Consider the following 23,540-nt stretch of genomic DNA (forward strand, 5'->3'; position numbering starts at 1 on the left):
AGCGAGCTGATGGCCAAGTACCATGCAAGCCCATCAACCATCCAATGAGTGTGTTGCACTCAGAGTCTGCATCCGCCCTAATTAAAAATTTATTTCGCGATTTATATAACTTTTCAGCTTAAGCATTTATCCATACGCGAACATCTGCTGCCGCCCCCCACCCAATCCCTTAGCCTTACCCCCCCAGCATGACGTAAACTAGCCTCCTCAATTCATGGCGTAGGAAGGTGTCGTGGGGAAAGCGGCTAGCCTGCAGGCGCTGCAGGTCTTTAAGTGTTTGAGCGATGAAACGCGGCTGATGCTGGTGCTGCTGATTGCCCAGGAGCAGTCGCTGTGCGTGTGTGAGATGACCTATGCGCTGGAGGAGTCTCAGCCGAAGGTGTCTCGCCATTTGGCGCAGCTGCGCCAGTGCGGCCTGCTGATGGATCAGCGGGAAGGGCAGTGGGTCTACTACCGTTTAGCGCCGCAGCTACCTGCCTGGGCGCAGTCGATTATTGAATCCGGTGCGCAGGGGAGTGTGGTGCAGCTAGAAGCGCTGACGCAGCGTTTGGCGCGTATGGGAGACCGCCCAGCGCGGCGTGCGGCTCTTTGCTAGCGGTGACGGGTTAGTAAGCACATACAAAAACGCCAGCCCGAGGGCTGGCGTCTTCGTATTTAGGCTAGGCTAGGCCTTAGCGCTTAGCCATGCGCTGTTGGTCTTGCAGGTGTACATAGTCAAGCAGCACTTCAGCGGCTTCGAGTACGTGCGCACGGTCGACCGGTACTTCTTCTTCGTCGCCTTCCGTTTCGCCTTCGCTTTCTACTTCAGCGTCTTCTGTCGGGGTGGTGCCGTCGCTACGCGCGTCCATCCACTCTTCCAGTTCAGGCAGCCCCAGGGCGCGGCGGCGCTGGTTTTCCAGCGAGAGCTGTTCGGCTTCTTGGGCTTCTAGCTCGCGTTGGCGCTGTTCCCGGTTCAGGCTGACGCTGGTGTGCTGTTCACGCAGCTGGCGAGCCAGCGTGGACTGGCGTTCCAGGTAGCGGAAGTTGGGGTTCTCTTTGGCGCGCTCTTCATGGCGGGCAATCAGCGTTGGCAGGGCGCGTTCCGGCTCGCCGTAGCGGCGGTACTGAACGTTCTGCACGGTGTCCCAGGCCAGGGCGTTGTCCAGGCTGCTCTCACCAATCCGCTCCGGGTCAATCAGGCTGGGGAAGGTGATGTCTGGCTCTACGCCGCGGTTCTGGGTGCTGTCGCCAGAGATACGGTAGAACTTGGCGCGAGTAAGCTTGATCTGGCCGTGGCTAAGCTCGTTCAGGGTTTGAACGGTGCCTTTGCCGAAGGTCGATGCGCCCACCACAATGCCCCGGCCATAATCTTGAATGGCACCGGCAAAGATTTCAGAGGCGGAGGCCGAGAGGCGGTTCACCAGTACGGTGAGCGGGCCGTCGTACACGGTGCCTGCTTCGGTGTCGCCGTAGAGCTGAATGCGGCCCTGGGCGTCGCGTACTTGTACGGTGGGGCCACGGTCGATAAACAGGCCGATCAGCGAGTTGGCTTCTTGCAGCGCGCCGCCGCCGTTATTGCGCAGGTCCAGCACGATGCCTTCTACACCCTCTTTTTTGAGGTTGTCGATTTCACGGGCCACATCGCGGGTGGTGCTGCGGTACTCTTCTTCACCTGCCTGCCAGGCGTCGAAATCCACGTAGAAGGTGGGGACGTTAATTACGCCAATGCGGTGGGGCGCGCCGTCACGCATCACTTCAATCACTTCGCTGTCAGCCGCCTGATCTTCCAGGCTCACCGTGTCGCGGGTAATTTCCACGATTTGCGAGCGGGTCATGTCCACGGCTTGGGCGGGCACCACATCTAAGCGCACCACGGAGCCTTTGGGGCCACGAATCAGGTCCACCACGTTGTCTAGGCGCATGCCCACGACGTTGACCATCTCGCCCTCTTCCTGGCCGACGGCGATAATGCGGTCGGCAGGCTCTAGTACGCCTGCGCGCTCAGCGGGGCCGCCGGGCACTAGGCTAGATACCTTGACGTACTCGCCGTCGGCTTGCAGCAGGGCACCAATGCCTTCCAGCGAGAGGCTCATCTGGATATCAAAGGATTCACCCTGGCGAGGGGAGAGGTAGCCGGTGTGCGGGTCGATGGTGCCGGAAACGGCGGCCATCACTAAGCCGAAGACATCTTCTGATTCTGCTTGGCGTAACCGAGATAGCTGGCCTTCGTAACGCTGACGCAGGTTGTCTTCGATCTGCTCGTTGTCTTGATCGGTAAGGGCGAGGGTCAGGGCGTCGTTTTTCAACCGCTTGCGCCACAGCTCGTCCAGCTCGCTTTCACGGGTGGCCCAGGGGGCGTCTTCGCGGTCGACTTCCAGGCGTTCGTCGCTATCAAACTCCAGCGAGAGCCCTTCATCCAGGCGAGCCAGCAGCCATTCAAGGCGAGCGGTGTGGCGTTCACTTAAGCGGTTGTAGAGAGCAAAAGCGTCGTCCAGGTCGCCGTTAAAGAGCGCCTCGGCCATATCGTCTTCAAGATGACGGTAGGGTTCGATGTCGCGGTTTAGCAGATAGGAGCGCTGTCCATCTAGAATATCTAGATAGCGCTGGAAAGCTTCCTGAGACCACTGCTCGTTAAAATTAATATCAGCATAGTGGCCATAGCGGAGCGAGTCCGCAATTTCCACAGCCGCTTGGCGTTGTTCGTCGGTCGGCGCGATTTGCGCTAGTGCTGCCGGGCTGGCGATCACCAGCATCACGGCAAGGGCGACCGAGCGCGAAAGCGTTGCAAACAAGCTCATCAGTCAAGCTCTCCCGGATTTGTGTACACTCATTCTTCCCTAGACCCGCAGTTAGCCTATGAGTTGCGTAGGCCGAGGGAGCATTGTAGCAGGTCATTTCCCCTGTGAGACTCAATCATTACTGTTATGAGGAATTCCATGTCCGAGGCTTTCAACGCGGAACGTTTAACGCGGCTGTGCGATTTTTTGCAGCAGTCGCCTACGCCATGGCATGCCACGCGCAGCATGGCTCAGCGTTTGGAGCAGGCGGGCTTTACGCGCCTGGAAGAGACCGCGAACTGGCAGCTTGTGCCAGGAAAGCGCTACTACGTGACGCGTAACGATTCGTCTGTGATCGCTTTTCAACTGCCCGCTGGCAAACTAACCAGCCTGCGCATGCTGGGGGCGCATACCGACAGCCCCGGGCTGCGCTTGAAGCCCAACGCCACGCAGTACTCTGCTGGCTGGCTGCAGCTGGGCGTGCAGGTGTACGGCGGTGTGCTGTTAGCGCCCTGGTTTGATCGTGATTTGGGCTTGGCGGGGCGTGTACACGTGCGCCATGCCGATGGCCGCCTGGAGAGCGTGCTGCTGAACGTAGACCGCCCCATCGCGATGATTCCGAGCCTGGCGATCCATATGGACCGCGATGTGAACGGTGGGCGCTCGATTAATCCGCAAACGCAGATGTCGCCGGTGCTGATGCAGAGCGATACCGCCAAGCTGAATGATCTGCTAGCCCAGTGGCTAGAAGAGCAGCACGGCCTGCGTGCCGTAGAAGTGGTGGATTTTGAGCTGGGCTTTTACGACGTGCAGCCGCCTTCACTGATTGGCCTGCGCAAAGAGCTGGTGGCCAGCGCACGGCTGGATAACCTGCTGTCGTGCTTTGTGGGCCTAGAGGCGCTGCTGGAGTGCGACGCAAGCCAGGGAGCGCTGCTGGTGGCGAACGACCATGAGGAAGTGGGCAGCGCAAGCGCCTGCGGCGCTCAGGGGCCGTTCTTGGGCGATGTACTGAAGCGTCTGAATGCCCAAGTAGGCGGTGGTAGCGAGGAGTCGTTGATTCAGCTGATTCAGTCGTCGCTGATGATCTCCTGCGACAACGCCCACGCGCTGCACCCGAACTTCCGTGATAAGCACGATGAGCGCCACGGCCCGGCCATTAACGGCGGCCCGGTGATCAAGGTGAACGCTAGCCAGCGCTACGCTACCAATAGCGTGACCGGCGCGCTGTTCCGGGATGTGTGCCGTGAGGCCGATGTACCCGTGCAGTCGTTCGTTACGCGGGCGGATATGGGCTGTGGCAGCACCATCGGGCCGATTACCGCTACAGAAGTGGGCGTGCCGACCATCGACGTAGGATTGCCCCAATGGGCGATGCACTCGATTCGTGAAACGTCCGGTACGCGGGATGTGGATTACCTGACGCGTGCGCTGACGGTGTTCCTGAATCGCCCAACGCTCTCCTGATCCAACTGCCCGGTTAGAAACGCAAAATAGAAACGAAAAAGGCCCGCTGACTGAGTCAGCGGGCCTTTGCTATTGCTAGCGTAATTCGGTGTTGGTGGCTACGCCCTGATTTGAACAGGGGACCCCATCATTATGAGTGATGTGCTCTAACCAGCTGAGCTACGTAGCCGTTCAACGGGGGCGAATATTACTCAGAGAGACGCCACCCGTCAAGCATTTATTTCTTTTCTTGCTTATACGTTGAAGCGGAAGTGGATCACATCGCCATCTTTGACGGTGTACTCTTTGCCTTCCAAGCGCCATTTTCCGTTATCTTTGGCACCTTGCTCGCCGCCTAGAGAGACGTAGTCGTCATAGGCGATTACTTCAGCGCGGATAAAGCCTTTTTGGAAATCGGTGTGAATCACACCGGCGGCTTCGGGGGCGCTGGCACCTTCTCTTACCGTCCAGGCGCGTACTTCTTTCACGCCTGCGGTGAAGTAGGTTTGCAGGCCAAGCAGCGAGTAGCCCGCGCGAATGACGCGGTCTAGGCCCGGCTCTTCCATGCCCATTTCGGAGAGGAACATGCTGCGCTCTTCATCTTCGAGTTCGGCAATTTCCGCTTCTAGCTGGTTGCACACCGGCACCACCACCGCGCCTTCTTCGGCGGCGATCTCGTTGACGATATCCAGGTAGGGGTTGTTCTCAAAGCCATCTTCATTGACGTTCGCAATGTACATGGTGGGTTTGAGGGTCAAGAAGCCAAAGCTTTTCACCTGACGCTTTTCGTCGTCATCTAGCCCAAAGCTGCGCAGCGGCTGGCCTTCGGCAAGGTGCGGCAGAATTTTGTCTAGAATCGTTTTGGTGGCAATGGCGTCTTTGTCGCCGCCTTTCACCGAGCGCAGCAGGCGCTGGCTGGCTTTCTCGACGGTGTCTAGGTCGGCCAGGGCCAGCTCAAGATTGATGGTCTCGATATCGGCGCGGGGGTCGACCTGGTTGGCAACGTGGATCACGTTGTCGTTATCGAAGCAGCGCACTACGTGGGCAATGGCTTGGGTTTCGCGAATGTTCGCCAGGAACTTGTTGCCCAGGCCTTCGCCTTTGGAGGCACCCGCCACGAGGCCAGCGATATCCACAAACTCCATGGTGGTGGGCAGCACTTTTTCAGGCTTAACGATGGCTGCCAGCGCATCCAGGCGTGGGTCTGGCATCGGGACGATGCCAACGTTGGGTTCGATGGTGCAGAACGGGAAGTTCTCTGCATCAATCCCTGACTTCGTCAACGCATTGAACAGCGTGGATTTGCCTACGTTGGGTAGGCCGACAATACCGCAGTTAAAGCCCATAAATAACTTCCTGGCCGCTAGGGCAGCGCTCAAGATGAAGCGTCTGCCGATAGTGAAAAAAGCGCGTACTTAACGCGAACTGAATGTGTGCTGATAACGTGCTGCTATTTTACGCTATGTAGACGGTTCATGGCTTTAGCCCAATCGCCCGAAAGGGCGAGGGGAAGCGTGGCAAGGCATTCGTCCAGCGAGCGTTCAATGGCTTCTTGCTCGGCTTTGCCGGGGCGGCCCAATACGTAATTGACCACTTGTTTCGCTTCGCCGGGGTGGCCAATGCCAATCCGTACGCGGTGGAACTCTTTTTGATTGCCCAGCGCGCTAATAATATCCCGCAGCCCGTTATGGCCGCCGTGCCCGCCGCCGGTTTTATAGCGTGACTGCCCAGGGGGGAGGTCAAGCTCATCATGAGCGACCAGCAGGTTGTCTGGGGTCAGCTTGAAAAACTGGGCGAGCGCAGCCACGGAAGCGCCGCTGCGGTTCATAAAGGTGGTGGGGTTGAGCAGATGCAGCTCATGATCACCCAGGCGTGCTTTGGCATACAGGCCTAAAAACTTTTTCTCAGGACGCAGTTCGGTGTGGGCGCTGCGTGCAATGGCGTCCACTAGCCAAAAGCCCGCGTTGTGTCGGGTGGCGTCGTATTCTGCGCCTGGGTTGCCCAGTCCTATAATGGCCGTTACCTGGCTCATTTTCCCACCTCCAACGGTTCTGGAAGATATTCTGTGCTTACTATATCAGCCCCAATATGCAGCTTGTGCTGCAGCAAAGGGCGAGAGTGTTAAGCGGCAAAAAAAAATCAAGCGCCGAAGCGCTTGATTTTCATATCCCTGGGCCATGCAGGCATGGCCCAGGTGGCGCTGGGCAGCCGTCGCTGGCAGCGCCTTTAGCAAGGCTTACTCAGCGCTGGCTTCTGCGTCGCCTTCACCTTCGCCTTCTTCTTCGTCATCACTACGTACTTTTACTTTAGTGATGCTCAGAATGGCGTTGTCGTGCTCTTCACCGTGGGACAGGTCAACAGAAGTGACGCCAGCCGGCAGGTTCAGGTCAGACAGGTGCAGGGTAGTGCCCAGCTCAACGTTGCTGATGTCGATTTCCAGGAAGTCCGGAAGATCTTTCGGCAAGCAGCTGATGGCCACTTCGTTGGCCAGGACGTGCAGTTCGCCGCCTTGGTCTTTGATGCCTACACACTTCTCTTCGTTCACCACGTGCAGCGGCACGTTCATGGTGATTTCGTGAGTAGCGTCAACACGCATGAAGTCAGCGTGGGTCAGAAGCGGCTTGTAGGGGTGACGCTGAAGGTCACGTACCACTACTTGCTCTTCTTTACCGTCGATCATCAGTTTGATGACTGAGGAGAAGAAGGACTCGTCTTCGATCGCTTTGTAGAATGCAGTTTTTTCTACAGAGATAGACTGAGCGCCTTTCTCACCGCCGTATACAACGGCCGGTACTTGTTGGTTCGCACGACGCAGGCGGCGGCTCGCACCTTTCCCCAGGTCGTTACGAACGCTGGCTTTCAGGATAAAATCAGACATGGAATTTGCCTCTTAGTTTAAGTAAGGAAACGCCGCCGCCCGCGACCAGACGACGACGCTTCCAGGGCCCCAGATGGGGGCTTATAACGTCAGGCGTTAGTGGAACATCGCGCTGACGGATTCTTCGTTGCTGACGCGGCGAATCGCCTCCGCAATCAGGCCAGCAACGCTCAACTGGCGAATCTTTCCGCTGCGACGCGCATGGTCGGCAAGCGGAATGGTGTCGGTCACGACCACTTCATCCAGTACAGAGTTGGTGATGTTGTCGACCGCAGGGCCAGACAAGATCGGGTGGGTAGCATACGCAACAACGCGCGCAGCACCGTGGTCTTTCAGCGCTTCACCGGCTTTACACAGCGTGCCCGCGGTATCAATCATGTCATCGACGACCACACAGGTGCGGCCTTCGATTTCACCAATGATATGCATGACCTGCGCTTGGTTAGCCTGGGGGCGGCGCTTATCAATAATGGCCAGATCCGCATTCAGCTGTTTGGCAATGGCGCGTGCACGCACAACGCCGCCAACATCGGGGGAAACAACCACGAGGTCGTCGTAGTTTTGACGCTCGATGTCGTCCAGCAGAATCGGTGAGCCGTATACGTTATCAACCGGTACGTCGAAGAAACCTTGGATTTGGTCAGCGTGCAGGTCCATGGTCATGACGCGGTCAACGCCTGCTTTCACCATCATATCAGCGACAACTTTTGCTGAGATGGGAACGCGGGCGGAGCGTACACGACGGTCCTGGCGGGCATAACCAAAGTAAGGAACCACTGCCGTAATACGGGCAGCTGAGGCGCGACGCAGGGCGTCGACCATCAGGATCAGTTCCATCAGGTTGTCGTTCGTGGGGGCACAGGTGGATTGCAGGATGAATACATCCTTACCACGCACGTTCTCATTGATCTCGACCGCGATTTCGCCGTCGCTAAATTGACCAACCGTTGCGTTACCCATACGGCTGTCTAAGCTCTCGGCAATCTTTTGAGCGAGTTCGGGATTGGCGTTCCCGGTGAAAACCATCAATTTTGACACGCGCAGCCACCTTTGCAGTGTTGGGGATCAGGGGAGAAAACGCAGATCATAATTAGGATTGGCTGGGGTACCAGGATTCGAACCTGGGAATGCCGATACCAAAAACCGGTGCCTTACCACTTGGCGATACCCCAGCAATAACCTAATGCGATGACCGGGCGCTTTCAGCAGCCCAGAGCATCTTGTAGGGGAGAGGTGTTAAGTCCGCGCGCCACCCATGCTTGCCAGCGTTGATTGGCCTGTTCAGCTACTGTTTGCGCAGCCTCTTGTGAATCGAAAGCTGCAAACAAACAAGCGCCGGTACCGGTCAGCCGACTAGGTGCATACTGCGCGAGCCAGTCAAGTGCTTCCGCAATAGGCGGGTAGCGTTTTCTGACAATTGCTTCGCAGTCATTACGCCACTCGACCACTCCCCCCTGCAGTGCGCGCGCCATAGTAATGGGGAGGCTGTCGCGTGTCAATTCTGGGTCTTGGAAGATTGCAGGCGTCGAGACGCTAACGCCGGGGTGAATCACCACAAACCAGGGGGTATCCAGGGTGGCTTGCGTTAACTGCTCACCCACGCCTTCTGCCCAGGCGCTGTGGCCCTTCACAAACACAGGAACATCCGCCCCCAGCGTTAAGCCAAGCGCTGCCAGGGTGGTTGGGCGATGCCCCAACTGCCAGAGCTGATTCAAACCGACTAACACCGTGGCCGCGTTGGAGCTGCCGCCGCCCAGGCCGCCGCCCATGGGCAGGTGTTTATCAATGGTGATTGATGCGCCTAGAGAAGTGCTGCTGTGCTGCTGCAATAGCTTCGCGGCGCGCACAATCAGATTATCGTCGTGGGCAACGCCGTCTATGGGGGTGGTTAGTTGGATAACGCCATCTTGGCGGAGGGTGAAGCTTAGGGAGTCGCACAGGTCGATGATCTGGAACAGGGTCTGCAGTTCGTGGTAGCCGTCTTGGCGGCGTCCCACAATATGCAGCATGCGATTTAGCTTGGCCGGGGCGGGTAGGGTGAGTGTGCGGGGTGTTGCGGGCATGCCGTTTCTCTATTGGCTAAACGTAGGTAAACGTAAGAGAGAGGGCTGGCGTTTGCCAGCCCGAGTGCTCTATTCGGAGGCCTGCCACTGGTTCACAACCAGCGTGATACGCACGTCGCCGTAGTTCATCACCAAACGGCGCGGTAGCCACATGCCTTCCGCCTGCTCCCAGTCGCGGTAGTCAATTTCCCAGCCATCCTGTTGGAGGTGGCTCGGGAAGCCGAGCTCGTCAGTTTCAAGCTGGTAGCTGGCGTGGTCGCCGGGCAGGCCACGCACCCAGTCGGGCATGGCGCGTACAGGCAACGACCAGCCCAACTGCTCTTCCATTAAGGCTTCGGGAGTTTCCGCTTCAAAACGGCCTTCGCTAGTGGTCAGCGAAAAGCGGCCCTCGCGGCCTTCCAGGACGCTGCGACCGCCGCCAAAGGGCCCGCTAATCAGCATGCGGAAGTAGTGGGGGGTTTGGTTCCAGTCTAGGTTGGCGCTGGTGTTCTCTTGGGGGGTGCGTAGGCCCGCTTTGCCGATCAGCGTCCAGTCTTCGAACGCTTCTACCTCTGCCTGCTGGCTTTCCCACTGGCCTGCTTGGCGGCCGCCTTCATCGACTGGCGCTTGGCTGGCGCAACCGGCAAGTGTCAATAGTGCCAGGGCTACTACCCACAGGCTTGCAGAACGAGGAAAGGCAATATGCGGGGCATGGCCCCGGGCGCTATTTAAAGAGGGGGTCAACATAACTGGCTCCATGTCAGTGCTGTCTATTCGCGATAAAGCGTTTATTCGCGGTCACGGCAATGCCGTGCCGCGATACAAAGTAAGCCTTAGGGCGTGTCTGTCGGCGTTAGTTCAGGATAGCGCTCAAGAAGATCATCAATTTGAGGATGATACGTGGCCCGCTGCAAAATGCGCGCAATCAGTTGGCGCGCTTCGTCACTGCGTCCTAATGAATGCAGCACTTCGGCCAAGTGAGCGGCAATTTCCTGATCAGGCATCTGCGCGTAGGCGCTTTCTAGCCAGGCCAGTGCATCGTCGGGTTTGCCCAGGCGGAAATACACCCAGCCAATGCTGTCTAGCACGGCGGGGTTGTCCGGGTCTGCTTCGTAGGCGCGCTCAATCAGCTCGCGGGCCTCTTCTAGCCTGCCTGCAATATTGAGGTCGGCCAGCGTGTAACCCAGCGCGTTCAGTGCATCCGCGTTGTTGGGCTCGGTGCGCAGGATTTGCCGTAAGTCCCGCTCCATGCCAGCCAAGTCGCCCATTTCCCAAGCGCGCATGGCGCGAAGATAGAGCAGGCTGGTGTCATCGGGGGTGCGGGTTAATTCGCGGTCCAGCAGTGCCGTGGCATCTTCTTGCAGCGAGAGTTCGTCCAGCAGCTGTACTTCTAAACGGACCAAGTCGCCAAAATAGGCGTCGTGGCGCATACGCTCAATGCGCAGAAAAGCGCGCGCATCCAGCAGGCGGTCGTCTTCAATCAGCATGCTGGCGGCAGCGGCCCTGGCAGGTAGGAACTCGTCGCCTTCGTGCACTTGGCGGTAATAAAGAAGCGCGTTATCCACTTCGCCTTGGGACTGTGCAATCGCGCCCATCAAGAAGTAGGCAATGTTAGGAATGCTCTCTTGGCCCATCAGCGGTTGCAGCAGCCGGTAGGCAGGCTCGCTGTGTCCCTCTTCTAGATAAAGCTGTGCCAGGGCGATGCGTAAATCCTGATTGCCACCGTGGCTATCGAGCAGCGCGTTGGTTTGCACTTCAGCGGCATCAATGTTGTTGAGGCGGATTTCCGCTTGGGCCAGCATCAGGATAAAGCGCACATCGTCAGGCGCGAGGCTAAGCCCCTGCTGGGCTGCCTGCTGAGCACCGCGATGGTCGCCGGTTTCCAGCGCTAAGCGGGCTTTTGCCAGCCACAGGGCGGCGGACTCGGGCTCCTGCTGCTCTACTTCATCTAAATAGCGCTGGGCCGTTTGCGTTTCGCCCAACGCGGCCTCAACCAGTGCCGTGCCGAGCAGTACATCGCTATGAAACTCGCGTTCAGATATTCCGGGCTGGGCCAGATAGCTGCGCAGCTGCTGTGCCAGCAGCCGCAGCGGTGCCTCTTCGGCCACCGCAATTTCGGCAAAGGTGGCAATTTCGCCGTTGCCACCTGCTTCAGCAATGGCTAGCCGCTGCTCTAGGCTATCGAGCCAATCGCCCCGTTGGAGCGATAGCGATGCCAGCAGGCGGTTGGGGGTTTCAGCGCGTGGGTCCAGCTCACGCCAGCGCAGGGCGGCGGCTTCCATTAGCGCGGCGTCATTGCCGAAGCGGGCCGCAAAGGTGGCTCGTTCAGCAAGCCCCGGTGCGGTATAGCGCTGCGCGGCTTCAAGATAGCCTTGCCCTGCGTAGCGGTAGTCGCCGCGCTGCCCGGCTAGCTCGGCGGCAAGCAGCGTGCTTAGCCCGGCGGCATCCAGGCCTTTGGTGATCGGCGGTGCCGACGCCATGGGGTCTTCCAGGCGAGCGTTTGAGTCGCCGTTCGAAAACGGCGGCGAGAGCTGGCAGCCGCTCAGCATCAGCGTGGCGGCCAAGGGTAGTAGAGTGAAACCCGAAAACGGAAGGGGAATACCCAGTAGTGTCGCGCGATGGGGCATGCATGTCTCGATCAAGTGGCCGAGTGTTCAGCATAGCGGCTTGGCTGCCTGCGGCAAAGTGGTGTGCGCCAGAACATGCTCTGCTGTGATAGAATGTTTCACCTTGAAAAAGAGCCGAGTCAGCGCAATTCACTTGATGAGCTGCTCTCTTAGACTTGTATCAGCAAGCCAAGAAATAATGACCGACAGTGACGTGACGACCGATCCACTAGCGAAGACGCCTAACCCATGACGCTTCTTGCCCTGGGAATCAATCATCGTACCGCCAGCGTAGCTGTGCGTGAACAGGTGGCCTTTACGCCAACGCAGCTGGATAGCGCGTTGGCCGAACTGCGTAGCCTGCCACATATTAGCGAAGCGGCCGTGCTTTCGACGTGTAACCGCACGGAGCTTTACTGTGTGACGGATGCCGCCGGTGAGCAGACGGTTCTGGACTGGCTGGGGCGTTTTCACAATTTGCGTGTTGATGAGCTTTCCCGCTGTGCCTATCACTACCACGATAACGAGGCCGCTCGTCATCTGATGCGCGTGGCTGTGGGGCTGGACTCCATGGTGTTGGGTGAGCCGCAAATACTGGGCCAGTTAAAAGATGCTTATCAGCAAGCGCGTCAGGCGAAAGGCCTGGGTGGCGAGCTGGAGCGTCTTTTTCAGCACACCTTCGCCGTGGCCAAGCAGGTACGCACCGAAACTGGCATCGGTAAAAACCCGGTGTCCGTCGCCTATGCTGCCGTCAGCATGGCCAGCCGCATTTTCGATGATTTCAGCCGCGCCAACGCGCTACTGATTGGAGCCGGTGAGACCATCGAGCTAGTGGCCCGCCACCTGCATGAAGCCGGGGTGCGTCAGCTCACCGTGGCAAACCGTACCCGCGAGCGCGCCGAACAGGTCTCTTCCTCGCTGGGCGGTACAGCGATTACGCTGCCGGAGATTCCGGATGCCTTAGAGCATGCCGATATCGTGATCTCCTCTACCGCATCGCCGCTGCCTATCTTGGGCAAAGGGATGGTCGAGCGGGCGCTGAAAAAGCGTCGCCATCGCCCCGTGTTTATGGTCGATATCGCCGTGCCCCGGGATATCGAGCCGGAAGTGGGTGAACTGGCGGATGTGTTCCTGTATACCGTCGATGACCTGGAAGAGGTGATCGAAGAGAATCGTCGCCACCGGCAGGTGGCAGCCGACCAAGCCGAGTCGCTCATTGAGCACGGCGTCGGTAGCTGGCAGCATGAGCGGCGTATTCGTAACGGCGGTGAGGTGATTCGTGACTATCGCCGCCACGGTGAGGCGCTGCGCGACCAAGCGCGGGATCAGGCGCTTGAGCGTTTGGCAAAAGGCGAAGACCCGGCCAAAGTGGTTGAGCGCCTAGCGCATCAGCTGGCCAGCCGCCTAATGCATCAGCCAACGCTCACCATTCGCGAAGCGGCCTCTCAGGAAAACCACGATTTGCTTAGCGCCGCGCCGCGCCTGTTACTGCCTCCGAAGCCCGCCTTTGAGCAGCCTGCGCCCCCGGCAAAACGCCAGAAGGATGATACGCCCGCATGAAAGAGACTTTGCGCCAACGTTTAGACAGCTTCTCCGACCGGTTTGAAGAGCTGGCCATGCTGCTGTCCGATCCTGAGGTGATCAACAACCAGCAGCGCTTTCGCGACTACTCTCGGGAGTATTCAGAGCTGGAAGAACTGGTCGCCGCTTGGAAGCGCTACCTTGAGGTGGAAAACAGCATTGCCGAAGCCGAGCTGCTAAGCCGCGACAGTGACCCGGAAATGCGCGAGCTGGCGGAGATGGAAGTCTTCGACGGCCGCGAGCAGCTGGAAGCGCTCGACGTTGAACTGAAACGCCTGCTGATTCCGAAAGACCCAGACGACGGTCGTGGCGTCTTTTTAGAAGTGCGTGCAGGCACCGGTGGCGATGAGGCCGCGATTTTTGCAGGTGATCTCTTCCGCATGTACTCCCGCTATGCGGAAAAGCGCGGCTGGCGCGTCGAAATCGTCAGTGCCAGCCACGGCGAGCAGGGCGGTTATAAAGAAGTTATCTCCCGGGTGAAGGGCGATGGCGTGTATGCGCGGCTCAAATTTGAGTCGGGTGCGCATCGGGTGCAGCGCGTACCGGCCACCGAATCCCAGGGCCGTATTCACACTTCCGCCTGTACCGTGGCGGTGATGCCTGAAGTGGATGAAGTGGGGGATATCGATATCAACCCGGCGGATTTGCGGGTCGATACCTACCGCTCCAGCGGTGCCGGTGGCCAGCACGTTAACACCACCGACTCAGCGATTCGTATTACCCACCTGCCTACTGGCGTGGTGGTGGAGTGTCAGGAAGAGCGTAGCCAGCATAAGAACCGCGCTAAAGCGATGTCGCTGCTGGCCGCCAAGCTCAAGCGTAACGCGGTGGATTCCCAGCGCCAGGAGCAGGCCGATGCCCGCCGCTCGCTGGTAGGGTCTGGTGACCGCAGTGAGCGTATTCGCACCTACAACTTCCCTCAGGGTCGTATTACCGATCACCGCATTAACCTGACGCTATACAAGCTGACCGAAGTGGTGAGCGGCGAGCAGTTGGATGATGTGATTGAACCGCTGATTCACGAGTACCAAGCGGAACAGCTCTCGGCGCTGCAGGACGCGTAATGACGTTCGACGCGTTGCTGAAGAGCGCCGCCCAGCGGCTGCAGCTGGCAGGTTCGCCGTCGCCTCGCATAGATGCCGAGGTGCTGATGGAGTTCGCTACTGGCCGCAGCCGCACATGGCTCTATACCTGGGGCGATAGCGAATGCCCCACCTGGGAGCATGCCCGCTTTGACGCGCTAATTGCCGCCCGCGCCCAGGGCCAGCCGGTGGCCTATTTAACCGGAGAGCGTGAGTTTTGGGGGCTGCCGCTCGCGACCTCGCCGACCACGCTGATTCCTCGACCCGATACCGAAACCCTAGTAGAGGCCGCATTAGCGCGTGCAGGCACGCCAACCGGCAGGCTGCTTGACCTGGGTACGGGCACCGGGGCCATCGCGCTGGCCTTTGCCAGTGAAAAACCGGACTGGCAGGTGGTCGGGGTGGATGTTCGCCCAGAGGCGGTGGCGCTGGCGGCTCACAATGCCCGCACGCTTAATATCACTAACGCCACGTTCCTGGTCAGCGATTGGTTCAGCGCCTTCACGCTTTCTTCTCTTAGTACATCTTCTTCTAGTGCGTCTTCACCTAGTACGTCTTCACCTGGTTCATCTTTGCCTGGTTCACCTTCGCTTGGTTCAACGTTTGAGATCATTGTTAGTAATCCGCCCTATATTGCCGCCGATGACCCGCATTTAGGCCAAGGCGATGTACGCTTTGAGCCACGCTCGGCGCTAGTGGCCGAGGCCGACGGTATGGCGGATCTGCTGCATTTGATTACCCAGGCAAAAGCTTATCTCATGCCCGGCGGCTGGCTGGCGCTGGAGCACGGTTACCAGCAGGCCCCTGGCGTTCGCCAAGCGCTGGAAAAAGCGGGTTATTTAAGCGTTGAAAGCGTACAAGACATGGGCGGCCATGAACGGGTTACCCTGGGGCACCTCGAATAACTGCCTGATTCATCAGTATTGGATCCTGCCATGAAACCAAAAAATAGAACGCTGGACCGTATCGACCTAAAGATATTGCGCTGCTTGCAAGAGAACGCGCGTATCTCCTATGTAGACCTTGCCTCTGAAGTTGGTTTATCCACAACCCCTTGCCTAGAGCGGGTGAAGCGCTTAGAGCGTGCGGGTATTATCCGCGGCTACCAAGCCATTCTTGACCCCAGGGCGCTCAAGGCGAATTTGCTGGTGTTTGTCGAAATTAGCCTGGAAACCCAGTCGCCCGCCGTGTTCGACGAGTTCCGCCGTGCGGTGGAGAAGCTGCCGCAGATTCAGGAGTGCCATCTGGTCTCCGGGCAGTTTGACTACATCTTGAAGTGCCGCATTCCGGAGATGGCCGCGTATCGTCAGCTATTAGGCGATGTGGTGCTGACCCTGCCGGGCGTGAAAGAGTCGAAAAGCTACGTGGTGATGGAGGAGGTGAAGGAGAGCTTTAGCCTGCACATCCCCGACTTTGAGGAATTTGAGGATAAGTGACGCGATGATGGACGATCAGGCGCTGCTGCGCTATAGCCGCCAAATCATGCTGCCTGAAGTGGACATTGAAGGGCAGGAGCGCTTGCGCGCTGCCCATGCGCTGATTATCGGTGCCGGTGGGCTGGGCTCGCCGGTGGCGCTCTATCTGGCGGCGGCGGGCGTAGGCACCATTACCATCGCCGATGCTGACCATGTTGAGCTAACCAATTTGCAGCGCCAAATTGCCCATCAGCAGGCAAGCCTGGGGGTGAACAAAGCGCGTTCAGCCAAGGAGCGCATGCAGGCGCTCAACCCAGAGTGCCATGTTGTGGCGGTAGAGCAGCACGCAGAAGGCGAAGCGCTCACCGCCCTGGTGGACTCGGCGGATGTGGTGCTGGACTGCACCGACCGTTTTTCCAGCCGCTATGCCATCAATGCCGCCTCCCAGCAGGCAGGTGTACCGCTGATTTCCGGCGCGGCGATTCGCTTTTCGGGCCAGCTGGCGGTGTTTGACCCGCGTGATGAGGCTTGCCCCTGCTACGCCTGCCTATACCCGCCAGGGGATAGTGAAGATGAGGCGCTGAGCTGTGCAGAGAGCGGTGTCATGGCACCGCTGGTGGGGCTGATTGGCTGCTTTCAGGCGGTGGAGGCGTTTAAGCTTTTAAGCGGCGCGGGGACGACGCATCAGGGCTTATCTACCTTTGATGGCTTGAGCGGCCAGTGGCGCCATTTTCAGGTGCCTAGAGACCCCGCCTGCTCGGTGTGCAACGCTCGCGCATAAAAAAACGCCCGCAGGGAGGCGGGCGCGACGTCACGGTCTTCACGTCAAAGGGAACGAACTCAGTAGGGCGGCGCTGCCGCCCTATTAGCCAGTCATTCGGTTAGTTACGAATCAGGTAATCGAAAGCACCCAGCGACGCCTTGGCACCTTCACCCATAGCAATGATGATTTGCTTGTAGGGCACGGTAGTGACATCGCCAGCGGCGAACACGCCGGGCACCGAGGTCATGCCGTGGGCATCGACGATGATCTCGCCACGGGGTGTCATTTCAATGGGCGAGCCTTTTAGCCACTCGGTGTTGGGCACCAGGCCAATCTGTACAAAGATGCCTTCCAACGCGATATTTTTAATCTCATCGGTGTTGCGGTCTTTGTAGGTCAGGCCGTTTACGCGGCTGCCGTCGCCAGTCACTTCCGTGGTTTGAGCATTCAGCACGATATCCACGTTGGGCAGGCTCTTCAGCTTCTTCTGCAGCACTGCGTCGGCGCGCATTTCACCCATAAACTCAACCAGCGTGACGTGGCCGACGATACCAGCCAGGTCGATAGCCGCTTCAACGCCGGAGTTACCGCCACCAATTACCGCAACGCGCTTGCCTTTAAACAGCGGGCCGTCGCAGTGGGGGCAGTAGGCAACGCCCTTGTTGCGGTACTGCTGCTCGCCGGGCACGTTCATTTCACGCCAGCGGGCACCGGTGGCCAGCACCAGGGTTTTGCTCTTTAGCTTCGCGCCGGACTCAAACGTCACTTCATGCAGGCCGCCTTCGGCTTCCGCTGCCTTGAACGACGTCGCAAGCTGCAGGTTCATCACGTCGACTTCGTACTCTTTGACGTGCTCTTCAAGGGCGCTGACCAGCTTGGGGCCTTCGGTATGAGACACGGAGATAAAGTTCTCAATGCCCATGGTGTCGGCTACTTGGCCGCCAAAGCGCTCGGCGGCAACGCCTGTGTTGATGCCTTTACGGGCAGAGTAGATAGCGGCTGACGCGCCTGCTGGACCACCACCAATCACCAGCGTATCGAAGGCGGCTTTTTCGCTCAGCTTCTTCGCTTCGCGCTCGGCAGCGCCGGTGTCCACTTTGGCCAGAATCTGTTCCAGGGTCATGCGGCCCTGGTCGAACGGCTTGCCGTTCAAGTAGATGCTGGGCACTGACATGATTTCACGCGATTCGACTTCATCCTGGAACAGCGCGCCGTCGATGGCGACGTGACGCACGTTCGGGTTGAAGATCGCCATCAGGTTCAGAGCCTGAACTACATCCGGGCAGTTCTGGCAGGAGAGCGAGTAGTAGGTCTCAAATAGCATCTCGCCGTCGAGGTCTTTAATTTGATCCAGCAGCTCTTGGGAGGTCTTGGGCGGATGGCCACCCACTTGCAGCAGCGCCAGTACCAGCGAGGTGAACTCGTGGCCCATGGGGATGCCTGCAAACACCACGCCGGTCTCTTCGCCGGGGCGGTTAATCGCAAACGACGGGGTACGGCTGTCTTGTCCGTCGCTGTGCAGGGTGATTTTATCGGTGAGGCTGCTGATATCTTCCAGCAGGCCCAGCAATTCACGTGACTTGGCACCGTCATCGAGGGACGCAACGATCTCGAACGGTTGAGTCACTTTTTCCAGGTAAGCTTTCAACTGATTTTTTAAATTGGCGTCCAGCATGACAGTGGTTTCCTCGCAGTCAGCAGTAAATTGTTCTCAACCTAAAACGCCCGCTGCCGAGTCAGTAGGGCAGGCGGTAAAAGCGCTAGGGAAAACCGGTATGCGGTTACACGGGTGCTTAAACGAAACACCCGGGCCAAAAGTGCCCGGGTGTTGTGCTGCCTATTGAGATTCAACTTGAAGCAATTTGAACCTCAGACGGCAGCAGTAGGCGATTTAGATTTTGCCTACGAGGTCCAGAGACGGAGCTAGAGTCTCTTCGCCTTCTTTCCATTTCGCCGGGCATACTTCGTTCGGGTTTTCACGAACGTACTGAGCAGCCTTCACTTTACGCAGCAGCTCTTCAGCGTTACGGCCGATGTTGCCAGCGTTGATTTCGACGATCTGGATTTTGCCATCCGGGTCAACGACGAACGTGCCGCGCTCAGCCAAGCCTGCTTCTTCGATCAGTACTTCGAAGTTGCGAGAAATTTTCAGGGTCGGGTCAGCAATCATCGGATACTGCAGTTTGCCGATGGTTTCAGAGCTGTCGTGCCATGCTTTGTGAGTGAAGTGAGTGTCGGTAGATACGCTGTAAATCTCGACGCCCAGCTTCTTGAAGGCTTCGTAGTTGTCTGCCAGGTCGCCCAGCTCAGTCGGGCAAACAAAGGTGAAGTCGGCCGGGTAGAAGAAGAAGATAGACCACTGGCCTTTCATATCCGCTTCAGTTACATCAACAAACTCGCCATTTAAGTAGGCAGTGGCTTTAAACGGTTTTACTTCGGTGTTGATCAAAGACATTCAGAACGTCTCCATAAAAGGTGAATGGTAGTTGAAAAAGTTGTTACCAATGGTAGCGGACTACGACTAATAGCTAAAATTGGAAAAATGAATCTTTCCAATGCATTTTGGCTATTGGTTGGTTTTGCTACCGTCAGCGACCTATGAGGTGGGGGCATTTAAGATTTAATACAAGAATTTTTCACATACTCTTGCGATAGACGGCACTGCACCGCAAAATTCGCACGGTTGAGATAATCGCCTAAGCTGTTTTCAGCTGGATAGGGTTTGCACAAACGGTGAATCCGCCAGCGGCAGCCGGTGGTAGCACATGGGCTTTTTGGTGATGTGGACTTTACATTTAAGGAGTAGGTAAATGGGGAACATCCAAAAACTTTCAGGGGCCGTTACGGCCATCTCTTTTGCCGTAGCGGCCGCTGCTGCCCACGCTGATGAAGTGCGGGTATATAACTGGTCTGACTATATTGCCCCGGAAACGCTGGAAAAATTTACTGAGCGTACCGGCATTGAAGTGACCTACGATGTTTACGATAGTAACGAAATTCTGGATGCAGCGCTGCTGTCGGGCCGTTCTGGCTACGACGTGGTGGTGCCGTCCACTTATTACCTTACTCGCCAAATGAAAGCAGGCGTGTTTCAGCCGCTGAACCATGAGCTGCTGCCCAATTTAGGCAACCTTGATCCTGAGCTGATGGCCAACCTTGAGTCCATCGATCCAGGTAGCGAATACTCTGTTCCTTATATGTGGGGCACCAACGGCATCGGCTATAACGTTGAGCGCGTGACTGAAATTCTAGGTGACGACGCACCGTTAGATAGCTGGGCGCTGCTGTTTGACCCGGAAATTACCACCAAACTGAGCGAAGCAGGCTGTGGCTTGGCGATGATGGATTCGGGCGATGAAATGCTGTCGCCGGCCATGGTCTACCTTGGTTTGGACCCGCTGAACGAGACCGTCGAAGACATTGAAGCCGCCGGCGAGCTGATTGCCAACGTTCGCGATAACATCACTTACTTCCACTCCTCACGCTATGTCTCTGACCTTGCGAACGGCGATATTTGCGTAGCGGCAGGTTACTCAGGCGATATCTTCCAGGCCGCAGCACGCGCCGAGGAAGCAGACCGCGACTTCACCATTGGCTACAGCATCCCGAAAGAGGGCGCTGCGCTGTGGTTCGATATGATGGCAGTGCCGGCGGATGCGCCGAATGCTGAAAACGCCCACGCGTTTATCAACTTCATCCTCGACCCTGAAATTGCTGCTGAGATCAGCGAGTACGTGCGTTACGCCAACCCCAACTTGGCGGCGAACGAATACCTCTCTGATGAGCTGATCAATGATCCGGCCATCTACCCAGAGACCGAGGTGATGCAGAACCTGTATGTCCAAGTAGAAAAGCCCCAGGAACTGCTGCGTGCCCGTACGCGTACGTGGAACCGCGTCAAATCTGGCCGTTAATTCTACTCATCGCCTGACAGCGAGCCGGGCACTGCCCGGCTCGCTGTTTGTCTTTTATCGCCCGGTTAACCGGGCCTTTTGATGGGAGTGGCGAATGGTCACTACGCCCCTGTCGAACGATTCCTCAACGGCTTCGTCTGCTATTCCTCCGTCTGCACGGGCGCAGGGGAAAGCACCTCGATTTGCTGAAGATATCGTTTTAGAGGTTAAGCGCTTGAGCAAGCGTTTCGACGATGCGCTTGCTGTGGATGACGTAAATTTACAGGTGAAGCGCGGCGAGATTTTTGCGCTGTTAGGCGGGTCTGGCTCAGGTAAGTCTACCTTGCTACGCATGCTCGCCGGGTTTGAAACGCCCAGCGAAGGGAGCATTTTGCTGAGCGGCGAAAATATTACCGAGATGCCGCCGCACAAACGCCCCATTAACATGATGTTTCAGTCCTATGCGCTTTTTCCGCATATGACCGTGGCACAAAATATTGCCTTCGGCCTGAAGCAGGACAAGCTGCCGAAAGCTGAAATTGAAGCGCGGGTTGCCCAGATGCTTAAGCTGGTGCACATGGAGCGTTTTGCCAAGCGTAAGCCCCATCAGCTCTCTGGCGGCCAGCGCCAGCGTGTGGCCTTGGCGCGTTCCCTCGCTAAGCGGCCCAAGCTGTTATTGCTTGATGAGCCCATGGGCGCGCTGGATAAAAAGCTGCGCACCGAAATGCAGCTGGAAGTGGTCGAGATCATCGAGCAGGTAGGCGTAACCTGCATCATGGTGACCCACGACCAGGAAGAGGCCATGACCATGGCCGACCGCGTGGCGATCATGGCTGACGGCTGGATCGAGCAGGTGGGTTCGCCCGTGGATATCTACGAAAGCCCCGCCAGCCGTATGGTGGCTGAGTTCGTGGGCACGGTGAACCTGTTTGAAGGTGAAATCATCGAAGATGCCGCTGACCACTGCCGTATCGAATCACCGTCGCTGTCGCGGCCGATCTACATTGATCACGGTATCACCACTCAAGCGGTCGACCGCCGCGTGTGGGCGGCGCTGCGGCCTGAAAAAATCTGGCTGACTCGTGAGCAGCCGACGTGTGAGTACAACTGGGAAGCGGGCAAAGTGGACGATATCGCCTACTTGGGCGGCTATTCGCTTTACTACGTGCGCACTGCCTCCGGAAAGATGATCAAGGTGAGCATGGCCAACACCGAGCGTCGCGGCGACCGCCCCACCTGGGAGGATAGCGTGTACGTTTATTGGGAAGACCATAGCGCTATCGTGCTGAACCGCTAATGCCCGGGCGGCTGAGAGGAGATTGCCTATTATGATGCCATCTCGCATTGCAGGCGTGATCAAGCGGATGCAGTTAGGCCGACGCGCTGTGATTGCATTTCCGCTGGTATGGCTCACGCTGTTTTTCCTGCTCCCGTTTGCGCTGGTGCTGAAAATCAGTCTGTCGGAGTCAGCGATTGCCATACCGCCCTATGGGCCACTGGTAGAGTATGCCGACCAAACGCTGAATATTTTTCTGAATCTGGGCAACTATCTGTTTCTGTTGTCCGATTCACTCTATGTGGCGGCGTACTGGGGGTCGATTAAAACCGCGTTTGTCGCTACATCGGTGTGTTTACTGATTGGCTACCCAATGGCTTATGCCATGGCGCGTGCGCCGGGCCGCTGGCAGCTGATTCTACTGCTGTTAGTCATGTTGCCGTCGTGGACGTCATTCCTGATTCGGGTGTACGCCTGGATGGGCATTCTCAGCAATAGTGGGCTGATCAATAACCTGCTGCTGGGGTTAGGCGTGATTGATTCACCGCTGCGGATGATGAATACCCAGTTCTCGGTAACGATAGGTATTGTTTACGCCTATCTGCCGTTTATGGTGCTGCCGCTGTATGCCCATTTAACGCGGCTGGATAACTCGCTGCTGGAAGCAGCATCGGATCTCGGGTCACGCAAACTCAACACTTTCTTGAAGGTGACGCTTCCGCTCTCCATGGGGGGCATCATCGCAGGTTCGATGCTGGTGTTTATTCCTGCGGTTGGGGAGTTTGTCATTCCTGATCTGCTGGGCGGCCCGGATACCTTGATGATTGGTAAGGTGTTGTGGGAAGAGTTCTTCCTGAACCGGGATTGGCCCGTGGCCTCGGCACTTGCCATGGTCATGCTGCTGCTGTTGCTTGTCCCCATTGTGTGGTTTCACCGTTACCAGTCACGGGAGCTTGAAGAATGATGAGATCGCGTCGACGCCCAAGTTTTACCACCGTGATGCTGGTGCTGGGACTGCTGTTTTTGTACCTGCCCATGGTGGTGCTGGTGGTGTATTCGTTTAACGAATCTCGACTGGTAACGGTGTGGGCCGGGTTCTCCACCCAGTGGTATGGCGAGCTGTTCCGCGACCAGCAGATTCTGTCGGCGGTATGGACCAGTCTGGAGATCGCCTTCTTTGCCGCCAGTATGGCGGTGTGTCTAGGGACGGTGGCTGCGTTTGTAATGACGCGCTATGGCCATTTCCGTGGCAAAACGGCGCTTTCCAGCATGGTGACAGCACCGTTGGTAATGCCGGAAGTGATCACCGGCCTTTCGCTGCTGCTGCTGTTTGTGCAAATGGCGCAGCTGATCGGCTGGCCTGCCGACCGGGGGATGGCCACGATTTGGATTGCCCACACCACGTTCTGTAGCGCCTACGTGGCGGTTGTGGTGGCGGCTAGGTTGCGGGAAGTGGACCGCTCGATTGAAGAGGCGGCGATGGATTTAGGCTCACCGCCGGTCAAAACCTTCTTCTTTGTGACGCTGCCGGTGATCTCGCCCGCGCTGGCCGCTGGCTGGCTGCTGGCGTTTACCCTATCGCTGGATGACTTGGTGATCGCCAGCTTTGTCTCGGGGCCGGGTGCTAACACGCTACCGATGGTGGTGTTCTCATCGGTGCGCATGGGCGTATCACCAAAAATCAATGCGCTGGCGACATTGATTATACTGACCGTTTCGCTAGCGACGCTGTTGGCGTGGTACTTCATGCGCCGTAGTGAGTCCAAGCGTTTGGCGGCGATTCAGCAAGTCGAAGGCGCTTAATC

General features: G+C 57.7%; 21 protein-coding genes and 2 tRNA genes. 11 read left to right on the forward strand and 12 right to left on the reverse strand.

The annotated features are described in order from the left end of the window. The first annotated feature begins 232 nt into the window (after positions 1-232). Positions 233-595, forward strand: coding sequence for a metalloregulator ArsR/SmtB family transcription factor (locus R0J87_RS13830; protein WP_498886835.1), 363 nt, complete (start codon positions 233-235; stop codon positions 593-595). 76 nt (positions 596-671) lie between these two features. Here R0J87_RS13830 and R0J87_RS13835 read toward each other — a convergent pair whose 3' ends face one another. Then, positions 672-2,777, reverse strand: coding sequence for a carboxy terminal-processing peptidase (locus tag R0J87_RS13835; protein WP_498886837.1), 2,106 nt, complete (start codon positions 2,775-2,777; stop codon positions 672-674). 138 nt (positions 2,778-2,915) lie between these two features. On the opposite strand from R0J87_RS13835, the gene R0J87_RS13840 reads away from it, so the two are divergent. Then, a complete protein-coding gene (locus R0J87_RS13840; RefSeq protein WP_498886839.1) occupies positions 2,916-4,220 on the forward strand; it encodes a M18 family aminopeptidase in 1,305 nt (434 codons plus the stop codon). 92 nt (positions 4,221-4,312) lie between these two features. On the opposite strand, the gene R0J87_RS13845 is transcribed toward R0J87_RS13840, so the two are convergent. From R0J87_RS13845 to R0J87_RS13885, 9 genes are all read right to left on the reverse strand, one after another. Beyond that, positions 4,313-4,389 (reverse strand) — tRNA-Met (locus R0J87_RS13845). 64 nt (positions 4,390-4,453) lie between these two features. Beyond that, positions 4,454-5,545: a redox-regulated ATPase YchF gene (gene ychF, locus R0J87_RS13850; protein ID WP_498886840.1), complete on the reverse strand. Its 1,092-nt coding sequence runs from the start codon at positions 5,543-5,545 to the stop codon at positions 4,454-4,456. A 104-nt stretch (positions 5,546-5,649) separates the two neighbouring features. Beyond that, positions 5,650-6,231 (reverse strand): aminoacyl-tRNA hydrolase, encoded by a 582-nt coding sequence (gene pth, locus R0J87_RS13855; protein WP_188638136.1) that lies wholly within the window; start codon positions 6,229-6,231, stop codon positions 5,650-5,652. Between the two features lie 204 nt (positions 6,232-6,435). Further along, positions 6,436-7,077, reverse strand: a complete 642-nt coding sequence (locus R0J87_RS13860; protein WP_498886841.1) for a 50S ribosomal protein L25/general stress protein Ctc — start codon at positions 7,075-7,077, stop codon at positions 6,436-6,438. Positions 7,078-7,173: 96 nt separating this feature from the next. Then, positions 7,174-8,115, reverse strand: coding sequence for a ribose-phosphate pyrophosphokinase (locus R0J87_RS13865; protein WP_172416021.1), 942 nt, complete (start codon positions 8,113-8,115; stop codon positions 7,174-7,176). 59 nt (positions 8,116-8,174) lie between these two features. Beyond that, a tRNA-Gln gene (locus R0J87_RS13870) sits at positions 8,175-8,249 on the reverse strand. 30 nt (positions 8,250-8,279) lie between these two features. Further along, on the reverse strand, positions 8,280-9,140 hold the full coding sequence (gene ispE / locus R0J87_RS13875) for a 4-(cytidine 5'-diphospho)-2-C-methyl-D-erythritol kinase (protein WP_498886842.1): 861 nt from the start codon (positions 9,138-9,140) through the stop codon (positions 8,280-8,282). A 69-nt stretch (positions 9,141-9,209) separates the two neighbouring features. Then, a complete protein-coding gene (gene lolB / locus R0J87_RS13880) occupies positions 9,210-9,866 on the reverse strand; it encodes a lipoprotein insertase outer membrane protein LolB (protein ID WP_498886843.1) in 657 nt (218 codons plus the stop codon). 86 nt (positions 9,867-9,952) lie between these two features. After that, positions 9,953-11,746, reverse strand: a complete 1,794-nt coding sequence (locus tag R0J87_RS13885) for a tetratricopeptide repeat protein (protein ID WP_498886844.1) — start codon at positions 11,744-11,746, stop codon at positions 9,953-9,955. 228 nt (positions 11,747-11,974) lie between these two features. On the opposite strand from R0J87_RS13885, the gene hemA reads away from it, so the two are divergent. From hemA to R0J87_RS13910, 5 genes are read left to right on the forward strand one after another with little or no spacing between them, the layout of a single operon-like run. Further along, positions 11,975-13,285, forward strand: coding sequence for a glutamyl-tRNA reductase (gene hemA / locus R0J87_RS13890; protein ID WP_498886845.1), 1,311 nt, complete (start codon positions 11,975-11,977; stop codon positions 13,283-13,285). Next, complete coding sequence (prfA, locus tag R0J87_RS13895; protein ID WP_498886847.1) at positions 13,282-14,370, forward strand: peptide chain release factor 1; 1,089 nt, start codon at positions 13,282-13,284, stop codon at positions 14,368-14,370. Before hemA ends, prfA begins: the two co-directional genes overlap by 4 nt. Continuing rightward, entirely contained in the window at positions 14,370-15,293 is a 924-nt protein-coding gene (prmC, locus tag R0J87_RS13900) for a peptide chain release factor N(5)-glutamine methyltransferase (RefSeq protein WP_498886848.1), read from the forward strand. The genes prfA and prmC overlap by 1 nt, the downstream gene beginning before the upstream one ends. 30 nt (positions 15,294-15,323) lie before the next feature. Beyond that, positions 15,324-15,824 carry an Lrp/AsnC ligand binding domain-containing protein gene (locus R0J87_RS13905; RefSeq protein ID WP_044628221.1) on the forward strand — a complete coding sequence of 167 codons (501 nt, stop codon included), beginning with the start codon at positions 15,324-15,326 and terminating at the stop codon, positions 15,822-15,824. A gap of 4 nt (positions 15,825-15,828) precedes the next feature. Beyond that, positions 15,829-16,584, forward strand: a complete 756-nt coding sequence (locus R0J87_RS13910; protein WP_498886850.1) for a HesA/MoeB/ThiF family protein — start codon at positions 15,829-15,831, stop codon at positions 16,582-16,584. Positions 16,585-16,684: 100 nt separating this feature from the next. Here the strand turns inward: R0J87_RS13910 and ahpF are convergent, their stop codons facing one another. Further along, the gene (gene ahpF, locus R0J87_RS13915; RefSeq protein WP_498886852.1) at positions 16,685-18,241 is read right to left on the reverse strand and encodes an alkyl hydroperoxide reductase subunit F; all 1,557 of its coding nucleotides are present in this window, start codon (positions 18,239-18,241) and stop codon (positions 16,685-16,687) included. Between the two features lie 216 nt (positions 18,242-18,457). Then, on the reverse strand, positions 18,458-19,021 hold the full coding sequence (ahpC, locus tag R0J87_RS13920) for an alkyl hydroperoxide reductase subunit C (protein ID WP_498886854.1): 564 nt from the start codon (positions 19,019-19,021) through the stop codon (positions 18,458-18,460). Between the two features lie 355 nt (positions 19,022-19,376). Here ahpC and R0J87_RS13925 point away from each other — a divergent pair, with 355 nt between their 5' ends. From R0J87_RS13925 to R0J87_RS13940, 4 genes are all read left to right on the forward strand, one after another. Then, positions 19,377-20,480 (forward strand): polyamine ABC transporter substrate-binding protein, encoded by a 1,104-nt coding sequence (locus R0J87_RS13925; protein WP_498886856.1) that lies wholly within the window; start codon positions 19,377-19,379, stop codon positions 20,478-20,480. A gap of 94 nt (positions 20,481-20,574) precedes the next feature. Beyond that, positions 20,575-21,756, forward strand: coding sequence for an ABC transporter ATP-binding protein (locus R0J87_RS13930; protein WP_498886858.1), 1,182 nt, complete (start codon positions 20,575-20,577; stop codon positions 21,754-21,756). A gap of 31 nt (positions 21,757-21,787) precedes the next feature. Next, positions 21,788-22,699 (forward strand): ABC transporter permease subunit, encoded by a 912-nt coding sequence (locus R0J87_RS13935; protein ID WP_498886859.1) that lies wholly within the window; start codon positions 21,788-21,790, stop codon positions 22,697-22,699. Then, positions 22,696-23,538, forward strand: a complete 843-nt coding sequence (locus R0J87_RS13940; RefSeq protein WP_404465729.1) for an ABC transporter permease subunit — start codon at positions 22,696-22,698, stop codon at positions 23,536-23,538. Before R0J87_RS13935 ends, R0J87_RS13940 begins: the two co-directional genes overlap by 4 nt. Positions 23,539-23,540: the final 2 nt, after the last annotated feature.

The organism is Halomonas sp. SIMBA_159 (assembly GCF_046536035.1).
Taxonomy (GTDB): Bacteria; Pseudomonadota; Gammaproteobacteria; order Pseudomonadales; family Halomonadaceae; genus Vreelandella; species Vreelandella venusta_A.